This window comes from Leucobacter sp. wl10 (assembly GCF_003569785.1).
GTDB lineage: Bacteria > Actinomycetota > Actinomycetes > Actinomycetales > Microbacteriaceae > Leucobacter.
In genome coordinates, this window is sequence record NZ_KZ983989.1 from 96,796 (window position 1) to 109,539 (window position 12,744).

Genomic DNA, 12,744 nt, shown 5'->3' on the forward strand with positions numbered 1-12,744 from the left:
GGCTGCGAGACCCCGGATCTCCCCGGCTACAGCCCGTGCCGCTTGGCGAAGATCACCGCGTGCACGCGATCCCGAAGCTGGAGCTTGGCGAGCACCCGGCCCACGTGGGTCTTCACGGTCGACTCCGAGAGGAAGAGCTCGGAGCTGATCTCGGCGTTGTTCCTGCCCGCCGCGATGAGGCGCAGCACGTCGAGCTCCCGCTCCGTGAGCACGCCCAGCGCCGCGTCGGCGGCGGGCGCCGGATCGGCGGCCCACGGGCTCGCGGCCGCCCCGGGCCCGCCCCCCGCCTTGATCTGCTCCAGCAGACGCTTCGTCACGCTCGGCGCCATCGCGGCGTCTCCGGCCGCGACGCGCCGGATCGCGTCCACGAGCTCCGTGGGGCGGGCGTCCTTGAGCAGGAACCCGCTCGCTCCGGCCTGGATCGCCCCCGTGGCGTACTCGTCGAGGTCGAAGGTCGTCAGCACCACCACGCGCGTCTCCGGGAATCCGCGCACGATCTCCCCCGTCGCATCGATGCCGTTCATGCCGGGCATGCGCACGTCCATCAGTGCGATGTCGCAGCCCGTTCCCCCGGCCCGCAGTCGGGCGAGCTCGGCCAGCGCCGCCTCGCCGTCCGCCGCCTCGGCGATCACCTCGATGCCGGGCTCGCTCATCAGCACCAGCCGGAAGCCGGTGCGGATCAGCTCCTGGTCGTCGACCAGCATGACCCTGATCTGCTGCGTGTCGTTCATCGGCGATCCTCACTCTCCGTCGTCGTCGGGCCCGGCACGGCCGCCGAGTTCACCGGAAGCTCCGCCCAGAGCCGCCAGCCGCCGCCAGCCGCGGCGCTCACCGGCCCCGACTCGATGCGACCGCCGAACACGCGGGCCCGTTCCGCGAGCCCCGTGAGCCCGCGGCCCGACCCCACGTCCGCAACGGGGGTCTGAGCGCCGGCCGGGCTGCCGTAGTCCCGCACCTGTACCACGCTGCGATCAGGCTGGCGCATGACGGTGACCCTGGCCCGGGCGCCGGTGCCCGCGTAGCGCAGCACGTTGGTGAGCCCCTCCTGTACCACACGGTACACCGCGAGGTCCTGCCCCCGGTCGCCCGCCGCCTCGCCCGACACCTCGAGCGACACCGCGAGCCCCGCGTCCACGAAGCCCTCCACCAGACCGGGCAGTTCCTCCACTCCGGGCTGCGGTACGAGTTCGGCCTGCTGCTCCTCCGAGGAGTGCAGGGCGCCGAGGAGGCGGCGCATCTCGGCGAGCGCCGTCCGTCCCGTCTCCGCACTGCGCCGCATCGCGTCGGCCGCGGCCTCCGGGGCGGTCTCCGTGACGCGCGAGGCGCCCTCCGAGAGCGCGATCATCACGGAGACCGAGTGCGCCACGATGTCGTGCATCTCCCTGGCGATGCGCGACCGCTCCTCGGCGACCGCGAGACGCGCGAGCTGGTCCCGCTCGCGCGCGAGCTGGTGGGCGCGGTCGATGACCGCCTGCAGGTAGCGGCGACGATTGCCGAGGTTGATCCCGAGCATCAGGATCGCGAGGTACCAGAGCGCGGTCATGAGCAGCAGCGCAAGGACCTCCTCGACGCCGCGCGCGCGCCCCGTCTCCGAGAGGAGCACCCCGCCCGGCCCGGTCACGCCGGCCGCTCCGAGCCCGGCGTCGAGCCAGTACTGGAGCACGGCCCCCACCACGGCGATGCCGTACCCCAGCCAGCCGGCCGCGACGTCGCGATAGACCGGCACCGCGTAGATCATGAACAGGATCGCGACCGCGGTCGCGAAGCCCTGGATGCTGACCTCTCCGATGCTGGCGAGCACGACCGCGACGAGGCCCGCGAGGGGGAAGCGGCGCCGGAGCAGGAGCGCGGTGGAGACGACGGCGATCCGCGCCGCCGTGAGCGGCCACCACGGCCAGGCGAGGTAGCCGGGGACCTGGAACCACCCCGAGGCGTCGTTCCCCGTCAGGGGCGCCGCCGCGGACATGAAGTCGAGGAAGACGCCGAAGAGGGATCCGATCAGATACCAGACGACGATGAAGACGTCGACCGCGACGGGGTGCGCGGCGAGCGCCCGCCGGATCACGCCCGGCGGGCGCGGGAGGCGCACCTCGGCTTCCGTCGACTCCGTCATCCCTTCACCCTACTGCGGGCTAGCGGGCGTCGCGCCGCCTGAAGGCGATCGCCGCGGGGACGACGACGACCGCCGCCCACGCCGTCATCGACCCGAGGGCGAGCCAGTACCCGGGCCCCGAGGCGGCGCCGGCGCTCTCGACCGTCGCCATCGCCGCGAGCGCCGCCTCCGAGATGCCCTGCGACAGCGTTCCGCCGAGCTCGGAGGGGAGGTAGGCCGCGACCGTCGGCACCCACTCCCACCCGGTGAGCGCGAGCAGCTGGAAGGCGATCGGCAGCACGAACGTGATGCCCGCGGCCACGGCGATGCCGCCGGCCGTCGAGCGCAGCAGCCCCGCGACGCCGAACGCGAGCAGGGTGATGAGCACCAGGTACGCGACCGTGCCCAGCGCGCCCGACACGACCGCGGCAGATCCCAGCTCCGACGCCGCGTCGGGCAGGAAGGCGACCGCGACCGCGAGCCCGCCGAGCACGAGGAGCAGCGCGGTCACCGCGGCGATCACCGCGGTCACGAGCGCCTTCGCCACGAACACCGGGGTGCGCATCGGCACCGCGGTGAGCGTGGAGAGGATCATGCCGCTCGAATACTCGCTCGAGATCGCGAAGACGCCGAGCACGCCGAACACCAGCGCCAGAAAGGGAGCGGTGAAGGTGGAGACGATGAGCAGGTAGGCCTGCAGGCCGGCGCTGTCGGCGGCGGCCGCGCCCGATCCCATCACCTCGCTGCTCCAGGCGAGGGCGATCAGGGCGCTCAGACCGAGACCGAGCAGCGCCGTGATGAGCAGCGTGATCCGGATGCTGCGCAGCGAGGACAGCTTGATGCGCTCGGAGCGCAGCACGCCCCCGAAGGTGAGCCGCGGGGCCGGGCCCTCGGGTCGGCGGGCGGGCGAGGCCGGGACGGGCGCCGGCGCGGTGCTCGCGTCGATGATGATGGTGGAGGTCATGGTGTGGTCCTTACTCGGTGGTGGTGCGGAGACGGTCAGGCGGCCTGGTACTCGAGCTCGTCGCGGGTGAGGGCGAGGTAGGCGTCCTCGAGCGACGAGCCGACGGGGCTCAGCTCGTGCAGCTCGATGCCGAGGCGAGCGGCCGCTCGGCCGATCTCGGGGGCCGCGATGCCGCTCGCCGCGAACCGGTCGTCGCCCCGCGGCTCGAGTTCGACCCCCTCGATGCCCATGAGGTGCGAGGCGAGCCGCGCGGCCTCCGGGCTGCAGACCTCGACGCGCTCGCCGCCGCCTCGGGCGACGATCTCGGCGATCGGCGCGTCGGCGACCACGCGCCCCCGTCCGAGCACGATCACGTGGTCGGCGGTCTGCGCCATCTCGCTCATGAGGTGGCTGGAGAGCAGCACGGTGCGCCCCTCGCCCGCCAGGTGGCGCAGCAGCCTGCGCACCCAGAGCACTCCGTCGGGATCGAGTCCGTTGACCGGCTCGTCGAGGATCAGCACTCCCGGGTCGCCGAGCAGCGCGGCCGCGATGCCGAGCCGCTGCCCCATGCCGAGTGAGAAGCCGCCGACGCGCTTGCCCGCGACGGCGGCGAGGCCCGTCTGCTCGAGCACCTCGTGGACGCGGCGGTCGGAGACGCCGTGCGTCGCGGCGAGCGCGCGCAGGTGGCTGCGGGCGCTGCGCCCCGGGTGCACGCCCTTCGCGTCGAGCAGGGCGCCCACCTCGGAGAGGGGGGCTGCGGCGTCGCGGTAGCGGTGGCCGTTGACGGTGACGGTGCCGGCGCTCGGGCGGTCGAGGCCCACCATGAGGCGCATGCTGGTCGATTTGCCCGCGCCGTTGGGGCCGAGGAACCCGGTCACCTGACCGGAGCGGATGGTGAAGCTGACGTCGTCGACCGCCGTCTTCCGGCCGTAGTGCTTGCTCAGGCCGCGTGCCTCGATCATGATCTCTCCTCGTGTGGGCGCTCGCCGGAGGTCGGCGATGATTCCACGCTAGGAGTGGCGGCGGCGCGGCGGATCCCCCGGAAGTGCTGCACCGCGTGGTACCTGGGTACCGCGTTCGCGACGGAGAACTACGACTTGCTGAGGTTGTCGAGGTGGCCCGCCTCGTGCTCGCGGGCGATGAGGGCGGCCAGCTCGGGGGCGTCGCGCAGCTCGGGATCGCGCTCGAGCAGCCCGGCCGCCAGCTCTCGGGCGCGCACGATGAGCTCGCCGTGCTCGGCCACCCGCAGCAGGCGGAGCGTCGACCGGCCCCCCGACTGCGCGGTGCCCAGGATGTCGCCCTCGCGGCGCAGCTCGAGGTCGATCTCGGCGAGGGCGAATCCGTCGGAGGTGCTCGCCACCGACTCGACGCGCTCGCGGGCCGTCGTGCCCTGCTCGGCGGTGGTCATGAGCAGGCAGAGACCGGCGTGCTCGCCCCGGCCCACGCGCCCGCGCAACTGGTGCAGCTGGGAGATGCCGAAGCGGTCGGCGTCGCGCACGATCATGATCGAGGCGCCCGGCACGTTCACGCCGACCTCGATGACGGTCGTGGCGACGAGGGCTCCGGTCTCCCCCGCCGCGAAGGCCCGCATGATCCGGTCCTTGTCCGCCGAGCTCATGCCGCCGTCGAGACCCTCGATCTGCACGCCCGCGAACTCGGGCCGGCCGCGCAGCTCCGCGACGGTGTCCTCGACATTCGCGAGCGGCCGGTCGGGAGACTCGGGCTCGTCTTCCAGTTCCGGATCCGCGTTGCCGGAGGAGATGGCCGGGCAGACCACGTAGACCTGCCGCCCCGCCGCGAGGTCCTCGGCGGCGCGCGCCCAGACCCGGGCGGCCCGCCTCGGCATCTCGAGTTCGGGCACCGTGAACGTCTCGATCCCCTGCCGCCCCGGCGGCAGCTCCCGGATCGTCGTGACCTCGAGGTCGCCGAAGGCCGTGAGGGCCACGGTGCGCGGGATCGGGGTCGCGGTCATGGCGAGCACGTGCGGCTGCGCCCCCTTGCGGCGCAGCGTCTCGCGCTGCTCGACGCCGAACCGGTGCTGCTCGTCGACCACGATGAAGCCGAGGTCGTAGAACGTCACCCCCTCCCCGAGCAGGGCGTGGGTGCCGACGGCGATGCGCGACGCCCCGGAGGCAAGAGAGAGCAGCGCGCGCTTGCGCTCGCCCGCGGGCATGCGGCCGGTGATCAGCACGGGGTTCAGCTCGGCGGCGAGCTCGGGGCCGAGCGCCTCGACGATCGACCGGAAGTGCTGCGCGGCGAGCACCTCGGTGGGGGCGAGCATCGCGCTCTGCCCGCCGCTGCCGGCCACCTGCAGCATGGCCCGCAGCGCGACGAGCGTCTTGCCCGATCCGACCTCGCCCTGCAGCAGCCGGTGCATGGGGTGCGCGGCGGCGAGCTCGGCCGAGATGGTCGCTCCGGCGCGGCGCTGGTCGCCCGTGAGCTCGAAGGGCAGCCCCGCGTCGAAGCGGGCGAGGGGGCCGGCCTCCGCCTCATCGGCCGTCGGGAGCGGGCGGGGCGTGCTCGTCTCGAGGCCGGCCCGGCGACGGCGGTCGAGCAGCGCGAGCTGCAACTCGAAGGCCTCTCGGAAGAGCATGCTGTGCCGCGCGGCGCGCCAGTCGTCGTCGCGCTGGGGGCGGTGGATCAGCTCGAGCGCGCGCGCGAGCTCGATGATGCCCTCGCTCGCCCGAAGCCCGGGCGGCAGCGGGTCGGTCACGGGCTCGAGGGCGTCGAGCGCGAGCTCGACGGCCCGCTGCACGGTCCAGCTGGGCACCTGCGCCGTGGCGGGGTAGATGGGAACCGGGGTCTCCGCCCAGGCCTTGGCCGCGGCCTCGTCGAGCTGCTCGCCGCCCGGAGCCTCGTCGCGGTGCTCGAAGAGCTCGTACTCGGGGTGCTGCAGCTGCGACTGGCCGCGGTACTCGCTGACCTTGCCCGCGAAGATGCCGCGCTGCCCGGGCACGAGATCGCGCACGCGCCACTGCTGGTTGAAGAAGGTGAGCGTCAGCGAACCGGTGCCGTCGGTGATGCGCGCCTCGAGAATGCTGCCGTTGCGGCGCTGCATGCGCCGCTCGCGCACGTCGAGCACCTGCGCGACGACCGTGATCTGCTCCCCCGGCGGCAGTCCGCTCAGCGGGGTCAGCTCGCCCCGGCGCGAGTAGCGGCGGGGGAAGTGGAACAGCAGGTCGCCGACCGTGCGCATCTCGAACGCGCGCCCGAGCGGCTTGGCGGTGCGCGCGCCCACGACCCCGTCGAGGGCGGTGTCGAGCGTCGCGCGGGTCATGCCTCCAGCGTAGCGGCGGCCCCCGACGCTCACCGCTAGGCCGAGGCGCTACCCTCGTTGAGTGACCAGAATCATCGCCGGCGCGGCCGGCTCCCTGCGCCTCGAGGTGCCGAAGTCGCGCACGCGCCCCACGAGCGATCGCGTGCGCGAAGCGATCTTCTCCGCGCTGGAGTCGTGGGGCCTCGTCGAGGGCTGCCGGGTGCTCGACCTCTACGCGGGGTCCGGAGCCCTGGGCCTCGAGGCGGCGAGCCGGGGCGCCGCGGCCGTCGCGCTCGTCGAGAGGCATCCCGCTGCCGCGCAGGTGGCGAGCCGCAACGCGCGCACGGTGCTCGGGGCGTTCCAGGGGCCCGGATCCGCCCCCGCCGTCGCCGTGGTGCGGCAGTCGGTGCAGGGCTTCCTCGACGGGGCCGAGTCGCCGCCCGACGCCCCCGCGTGGGACGTCGCCCTGCTCGACCCGCCCTACGACCTCTCGGAGGCGGAGCTCGCCGAGAACCTCGCCGCGCTCGTGCCGCTGCTCGCGCCCGAAGCGGCCGTGCTCGTGGAGCGCAGCAGCCGCTCCCCCGAGCCCTCCTGGCCGTCCGGTCTCGCCGCAGTGCGCGAGAGGCGCTACGGCGAGACCACGCTGTGGTGGGCGGAGCCGGCACCATGATCAAATGCGCTCGGCGGCCCGCCTGAGCAGCTGAGGGATGCGCAGCACCACCGCTTCGACCAGCACGCCCGGATCGATCGAGAAATAGTCGCGGGCCGCGTAGTTCTTCGTATCGCGCAGGCATCGGACGTCAAGCGGATCGAGGTGATCCAGCACTGCGCCGCGCTTACGAGCGCGGGATCAGCGTGTACTTCTTCGAGAGGAACTCCTGGATGCCGTCGAAGCCGCCCTCGCGGCCCACGCCCGACTGCTTGACGCCGCCGAACGGAGCCGCCGCGTTCGACACGAGGCCGGTGTTCAGGCCCATCATGCCCGTCTCGAGCTTCTCGATCATGCGGTGCCCGCGAGCCAGGTTCTCGGTGAACACGTACGACACGAGACCGTACTCCGTGTTGTTGGCGATCTCGACCGCTTCCTCCTCGGTGGAGAAGCGGATGATGCCGAGCACCGGCCCGAAGATCTCCTCGCGCATGATCGCCGCCCGCGAGCTGATGTTGTCGATCACGGTGGGCTGGAAGAAGTGGCCCGGCCCGTCGATCGCCTCGCCGCCGGTGACGATCGTGCCCCCGGTCTCCACGGCGTCGGACACGAGGCGGGCCGTGTTCGCGACCGCCTTCTCCTCGACCAGCGCGCCGATGTCGTTGCCCTCCTCGGCGCCGCGGCCGATCGACATCGCCGCGACCCGCTCGCCCACGCGACGCGCGAACTCGTCGGCGACCGACTCGTGCACGATGATGCGGTTCGCCGCGGTGCAGGCTTGGCCGATGTTGCGGAACTTCGCCAGCATCGCGCCCTCGACGGCCTTATCGAGATCCGCGTCCTCGAACACCACGAACGGCGCGTTGCCGCCGAGCTCCATCGAGGTGCGCAGCACGTTCTGCGCGGCGGCCTCCAGCAGCTTCACGCCCACCGGCGTCGAGCCCGTGAACGACAGCTTGCGCAGGCGCGGATCCGACAGCAGCGCCGACGACTGCGCCGACGACTTCGAGGTCGGCACCACGTTCACCACGCCCGCGGGCAGGCCCGCCTCCTGGAGCAGCTGCACGAAGTAGATCGTGGTCAGCGGCGTGAGCGCGGCCGGCTTGATCACCGACGTGCAGCCCGCGGCCAGCGCCGGAGCGATCTTGCGGGTCGCCATCGCGAGCGGGAAGTTCCACGGCGTGATGAAGTAGCACGGCCCCACCGGCAGGTGCGAGACCACGATGTTGCCGGTGCCCTCCGGGTTCTGGCGGTAGTCGCCCTGCACGCGCACGGCCTCCTCGGAGAACCAGCGCAGGAACTCCCCGCCGTACACGACCTCGCCGCGGGCCTCGGCGATGGGCTTGCCCATCTCCATCGCCATCAGCAGCGCGAACTCCTCCTTGCGCTCCATCAGCAGCTCGAACGCGCGGCGCAGGATCTCCGCGCGCACGCGCGACGGCGTGCGGCCCCACTCGTCCTGGGCCTCCACCGCCGCGTCCAGCGCGCGCACCGCGTCCTCGACCGTCGCGTCCGCGATCGTCTTGATCACCTCGCCGGTCGCCGGATCCTGCACGTCGAACGTCGCGCCGGAGGTCGAGGCCTCCCACTTCCCGCCGATCCCGAGACCGCTCTCGACGCGGTCGAGCAGTTCCTGCTCGTTCTGCTTCAGTGCCATGTCGCTATCCCTTCGAAACGAATTCAGTTGGCGGCCAGCGCGTCGGCGACGACCTGCAGGCCCTCGCGCAGCAGCTCGTCGGAGATCGCGAGCGGCGGGAGGAAGCGGATCACGTTGCCGTAGGTGCCGCAGGTGAGGAGGATCACGCCCTGCTCTCCCGCCCGCTTCGCGATGGCCCCGGTGAGCGCGGCGGCGGGCTGCTTAGATCCCGGCTCCACGAGCTCGATCGCCTGCATCGCCCCGCGGCCGCGGATGTCGCCGATGCGGTCGTCCTTCTTCGCCAGCTCGCCGAAGAACTCCTCGATGATGGCGCCGATCTCGCGGGCGCGCTCGGTGAGGTTCTCCTGCTGGTAGGTCTCGATCGTGGCGAGCGCCGCCGCGCACGCGATGGGGCTGCCCGCGTAGGTGCCGCCGAGTCCCCCCGCGTGGGCGGAGTCCATGATCTCGGCGCGGCCGGTCACCGCGGAGAGCGGCAGACCGCCCGCGATGCCCTTGGCGGTGGTCACGAGGTCGGGCACGACGCCCTCGTGGTTCGCGGCGAAGAGGTCGCCGGTGCGGGCGAAGCCCGTCTGCACCTCGTCGAGCACGAAGACGACGCCGTTCTCGGCGGCCCACTCCTGCAGCGCGGGGAGGAAGCCCTCCGCGGGAGCGATGAAGCCGCCCTCGCCCTGGATGGGCTCGATGATGACCGCCGCGAGGTTCGAGGCCCCCACCTGCTTCTCGATCTGGGTCAGCGCCACCCGCGCGGCCTCGGCGCCGGTGAGGCCGTCGCGGAACGGGTACGAGGCGGGCACGCGGTAGACCTCGGGGGCGAAGGGGCCGAAGCCGTCCTTGTAGGGCATGTTCTTGGCGGTCATGCCCATGGTGAGGTTGGTGCGGCCGTGGTAGCCGTGGTCGAACACGACGATCGCGTTCCTCTTGGTGTAGTGACGCGCGATCTTGACCGCGTTCTCGAGCGCCTCGGCACCGGAGTTGAAGAGGGCGGAGCGCTTCTCGAAGTCGCCGGGGGTGAGCTCGTTGAGCTTCTCGGCCACCCGCACGTAGCCGTCGTACGGGGTCACGGTGAAGCAGGTGTGGGTGAACTGCCGCACCTGCGCCGTGACGGCCTCGACGACGCGGGGGGCGGCGTTGCCCACCCCGGTCACCGCGATGCCGGATCCGAGGTCGATCAGCGAGTTGCCGTCGGCGTCGACCATCACTCCGCCGCCCGCGGCGACGATCGAGACGGGGAGCGCGACGCCGACGCCCGCGGCGACCGCGGCGCTCTTGCGCGCGAGGATCTCCTGCGATCTGGGGCCGGGGATGCTCGTGACGAGCTTGCGCTCCTGCGGGAGCGAGGGACCGCCGATGACATCGACCATGATGATTCTCCTTGCCTGAGGCTCCGGGGACCCGCTCGGGATGCGCCGCGGGTTCGAGTGATTCGGGATCAGCCTAGCCGGGGAGCCACGCGGAGCGGCGTGCCACAATGGACGAAAGCTCCCGTCACTTTCGACAGGGTGGCTGCGGGACACCGAGGAGGATCATGGCGCAGGCACAGGACCCGGCGGCCGGTGCGGAGAGCGCCGCGCCCCCGCAGCCCACGATCGCCCTCGGCGAGCTGCTGCATCAGTACCAGCTGAGTCTCGTGCTCATCGCGGGCGCCGCGGAGGACGCCGCCGAGCGCGCCGTGCAGTGGGTGCACGTCAGCGAGCTGGAGGACCCGACGCCCTTCCTCACCCCCCGCACCGTGCTGCTCACCACGGGCGCCCGGTTCTCCGCGGTGCACGACCAGCGGGAGGCCGACGCCTACGTGCGGCGCCTGATCGACGCGGGGGTCGCGGCGCTCGGCGTGGCGGTCGGCCTCCATTTCGACCGGATCCCGGCCCGCATCGTCTCCGCCTGCGACCGCTTCGGCCTGCCGCTCTTCCGCGTGCCCTACGACACCGCGTTCATCGAGATCGTGCAGACGGCGGCCCGCCTGCTCGACGCCCGGGCGCGCGAACGCGACGTCTGGGCGCTCGAGTCCCAGCGCGCGGTGGCCGGCGCGTCCCTGCATCGCGACGGACTCGGCGCCGCGATACGCGAGACGGCCGCGCGGCTCGGGCGCTGGGTCTGCGTGACCGACCGCTCGGGGCGGATCATCGAGTTCGCGCCGCAGGCCGCGCGCGCCGAGATGCAGGCGGAATGGATCCGTCGCGAGACGCGCCGCATCGTCGAGCGCGGGGTGAGCGCCGGACGCATCGGCTCCGAGAACGGGCTCGGCGTCCAGATGCAGACGCTCGGTCGGCAGGGCCAGGTGCTCGGCGTGCTGGTGGTCGAGGATCACGGAGCGCCGGACACCGCGGAGCGCACGCTCATCGGCCTCGTCGCGGCGCTCGCGACGGTGCAGCTCGAGCATCGCAGCGGCATCGACGACGCCCAGGCGGCGCTGCGCGAGACGGTCGTCGAGCTGCTGCTCGCGAAGAACCTCGCCCTCGCCGAGACCCTCGGCCGCGGCGCGCTCTCACGGCTGCCGCGGGGGCCCGTCGTGGTGGCGCGCTATCGCACGCCTGCGAACCCCGACCCCGGAATGCTGGAGGACCTGCAGTCGCTCGCCGCGGGAAGCCCCGGTCTCATCGCGGCGACCCGCGAGGGGGCGCAGCTCATCCTCGCCGAGACCCGCCACCTCCCGGCGATCCGACGCCTGCTGCTCTCCCACCGGGTCGCGGCCGGGATCTCGGAGCGCGGCGCCCTGCAGGGGCTCGAGGAACTGCTGGGACAGGCCGACCGCGCCCTCGCCTACGCGCTCGCGAGCGGAGCCGAGGCGCCCGTCGACTACCTGCCCGCGCTGCACGACGGCGTGCTGCACCTGCTGGGCGCCCACCCCGAGGCGAAGCGCCGCGCCGAGGGACTGCTCGCCCCGCTGCGGAACCACGACCGGCGCCACGGCGACACCATCGAGGAGAGCCTCGCGGCGTGGCTCGCCCACCACGGGCAGACGAGCCCCGCCGCGGTCGAGCTCGGCGTGCACCGGCACACCCTCAGGGCCCGGGTGCAGACGGCGGCCGCCCTGCTGCAGGCCGACCTCGACTCCCCCGACACGCGCGCGGAGCTGTGGGCGGCGCTGCGGCTGGCCGGGGAAGCAGGCTGAGGGGATCGCGCGCTACGACCCCGGCGGCCGCACGGTGTACGGGTCCCAGCCGCGCGGCTCGACCGCCGCGCCGTCGAGCAGCACCCCCGCTCCCTCACCCGCGTCGCCGATGGCCGCGAACCCGGGCGGCAGGTCGGCACCCGCGGGAAACGTCGCGAGCAGCCCGTGATCCTCGCCACCGGTCAGCATGGCCTCGAGCGGCACCAGCACCCCGCACTGCTCCCCGAAGGCGGCCTCGATCAGTGCGGCTTCGAGGCGCACGCCGATCCCGCTCGCCCGCGCGAGCCGGTCCGCGTCGATCGACAGCGAGTCGGAGACGTCCATCATCGCGGTCGCGCCGGCGAGGGCGGCTGCGACGCCGAGGGGGATCGGCGGCGACGGGGCGAGCTGCGCCGCGATCACCTCCGGGTGCCGCGCCCACAGCTCCGGGAGCGCGCGGCCGTGCGCAGTGCCGTCGGGGTCGGCCGCCTCGGCGAAGAGCAGCGAGAGGCCCATGCCGGCGAGGCCGAGATCCCCCGCGTACGCCACCACGTCGCCCGGACGCGCTCCCGCTCGAGTGACCGGCGCCCGGCCCCCGAGCTCGCCGATCGCCGTCACCGCGGCGGTGATCACCGGGGAGCGTCCGAGATCGCCTCCGACCACCCCGCACCCCGGCGCGAGCGCCCGGCAGGCCGCGTCGACCCCCTCGGCGATGCGCTCGAGCAGCGGCACCCGCGTGTCGTGGGGCACCGCGAGCGCGAGCGTCAGCGCGGTCGGCACGGCGCCCATCGCGGCCACGTCGGAGAGGTTGGTGGCCGCGAGCTTCCACCCCAGCTCGAAGCCGCCGTGCCAGGCGAGCCTGAAGTCGGGGCCCTCGATCATCGTGTCGGTGGTGACGACCGCGTCGCCCCGCACGCGCAGCACCGCGCAGTCGTCGCCGGGGCCCAGAACGGCCCCCTCGGCCGTCCCGAGCCTCGCCAGCACGCGCGAGAGCACCCCGCTCTCGCCCAGCTCGCCGACCGTCGGTCCGAGATCATCGCCCACGCCCACCACCCC

At 73.4% G+C, this 12,744-nt stretch carries 11 protein-coding genes; 2 read left to right on the plus strand and 9 right to left on the minus strand.

Annotated elements, in window-relative coordinates; genetic code table 11:
• Positions 1-26 precede the first annotated feature (26 nt).
• The 5 genes from D1J51_RS04235 to D1J51_RS04255 form a co-directional block, all read right to left on the minus strand.
• Positions 27-731 carry a response regulator transcription factor gene (locus D1J51_RS04235; RefSeq protein WP_119073944.1) on the minus strand — a complete coding sequence of 235 codons (705 nt, stop codon included), beginning with the start codon at positions 729-731 and terminating at the stop codon, positions 27-29.
• Positions 728-2,113, minus strand: coding sequence for a sensor histidine kinase (locus D1J51_RS04240; RefSeq protein WP_119073945.1), 1,386 nt, complete (start codon positions 2,111-2,113; stop codon positions 728-730). Before D1J51_RS04240 ends, D1J51_RS04235 begins: the two co-directional genes overlap by 4 nt.
• A 19-nt stretch (positions 2,114-2,132) precedes the next feature.
• Positions 2,133-3,056, minus strand: a complete 924-nt coding sequence (locus tag D1J51_RS04245; RefSeq protein ID WP_119073946.1) for an ABC transporter permease — start codon at positions 3,054-3,056, stop codon at positions 2,133-2,135.
• Positions 3,057-3,091: 35 nt separating this feature from the next.
• The gene (locus D1J51_RS04250; protein WP_119073947.1) at positions 3,092-3,997 is read right to left on the minus strand and encodes an ABC transporter ATP-binding protein; all 906 of its coding nucleotides are present in this window, start codon (positions 3,995-3,997) and stop codon (positions 3,092-3,094) included.
• A 128-nt stretch (positions 3,998-4,125) separates the two neighbouring features.
• Positions 4,126-6,312 (minus strand): ATP-dependent DNA helicase RecG, encoded by a 2,187-nt coding sequence (locus D1J51_RS04255; protein ID WP_119073948.1) that lies wholly within the window; start codon positions 6,310-6,312, stop codon positions 4,126-4,128.
• Positions 6,313-6,373: 61 nt separating this feature from the next.
• Here D1J51_RS04255 and D1J51_RS04260 point away from each other — a divergent pair, with 61 nt between their 5' ends.
• Complete coding sequence (locus D1J51_RS04260) at positions 6,374-6,961, plus strand: RsmD family RNA methyltransferase (RefSeq protein ID WP_119073949.1); 588 nt, start codon at positions 6,374-6,376, stop codon at positions 6,959-6,961.
• On the opposite strand, the gene D1J51_RS17825 is transcribed toward D1J51_RS04260, so the two are convergent.
• The 3 genes from D1J51_RS17825 to gabT are packed head-to-tail and all read right to left on the minus strand — an operon-like array spanning position 6,962 to position 9,958.
• The gene (locus D1J51_RS17825; RefSeq protein WP_162903656.1) at positions 6,962-7,117 is read right to left on the minus strand and encodes a hypothetical protein; all 156 of its coding nucleotides are present in this window, start codon (positions 7,115-7,117) and stop codon (positions 6,962-6,964) included.
• Between the two features lie 10 nt (positions 7,118-7,127).
• Entirely contained in the window at positions 7,128-8,597 is a 1,470-nt protein-coding gene (locus D1J51_RS04265) for an NAD-dependent succinate-semialdehyde dehydrogenase (protein WP_119073950.1), read from the minus strand.
• Between the two features lie 23 nt (positions 8,598-8,620).
• Entirely contained in the window at positions 8,621-9,958 is a 1,338-nt protein-coding gene (gabT, locus tag D1J51_RS04270; RefSeq protein ID WP_119073951.1) for a 4-aminobutyrate--2-oxoglutarate transaminase, read from the minus strand.
• 164 nt (positions 9,959-10,122) lie between these two features.
• On the opposite strand from gabT, the gene D1J51_RS04275 reads away from it, so the two are divergent.
• Complete coding sequence (locus D1J51_RS04275; RefSeq protein ID WP_119073952.1) at positions 10,123-11,709, plus strand: PucR family transcriptional regulator; 1,587 nt, start codon at positions 10,123-10,125, stop codon at positions 11,707-11,709.
• Between the two features lie 12 nt (positions 11,710-11,721).
• Here the strand turns inward: D1J51_RS04275 and thiL are convergent, their stop codons facing one another.
• Complete coding sequence (thiL, locus tag D1J51_RS04280) at positions 11,722-12,738, minus strand: thiamine-phosphate kinase (protein ID WP_240422889.1); 1,017 nt, start codon at positions 12,736-12,738, stop codon at positions 11,722-11,724.
• Between the last annotated feature and the right edge of the window lie 6 nt (positions 12,739-12,744).

Coding starts and splice junctions, on each gene's coding strand:
- D1J51_RS04235 (WP_119073944.1), bottom strand. CDS start 731: ATGAACGACACGCAGCAGATCAGGGTCATGCTGGTCGACGACCAGGAG.
- D1J51_RS04240 (WP_119073945.1), bottom strand. CDS start 2,113: ATGACGGAGTCGACGGAAGCCGAGGTGCGCCTCCCGCGCCCGCCGGGC.
- D1J51_RS04245 (WP_119073946.1), bottom strand. CDS start 3,056: ATGACCTCCACCATCATCATCGACGCGAGCACCGCGCCGGCGCCCGTC.
- D1J51_RS04250 (WP_119073947.1), bottom strand. CDS start 3,997: ATGATCGAGGCACGCGGCCTGAGCAAGCACTACGGCCGGAAGACGGCG.
- D1J51_RS04255 (WP_119073948.1), bottom strand. CDS start 6,312: ATGACCCGCGCGACGCTCGACACCGCCCTCGACGGGGTCGTGGGCGCG.
- D1J51_RS04265 (WP_119073950.1), bottom strand. CDS start 8,597: ATGGCACTGAAGCAGAACGAGCAGGAACTGCTCGACCGCGTCGAGAGC.
- gabT (WP_119073951.1), bottom strand. CDS start 9,958: ATGGTCGATGTCATCGGCGGTCCCTCGCTCCCGCAGGAGCGCAAGCTC.
- D1J51_RS04275 (WP_119073952.1), top strand. CDS start 10,123: ATGGCGCAGGCACAGGACCCGGCGGCCGGTGCGGAGAGCGCCGCGCCC.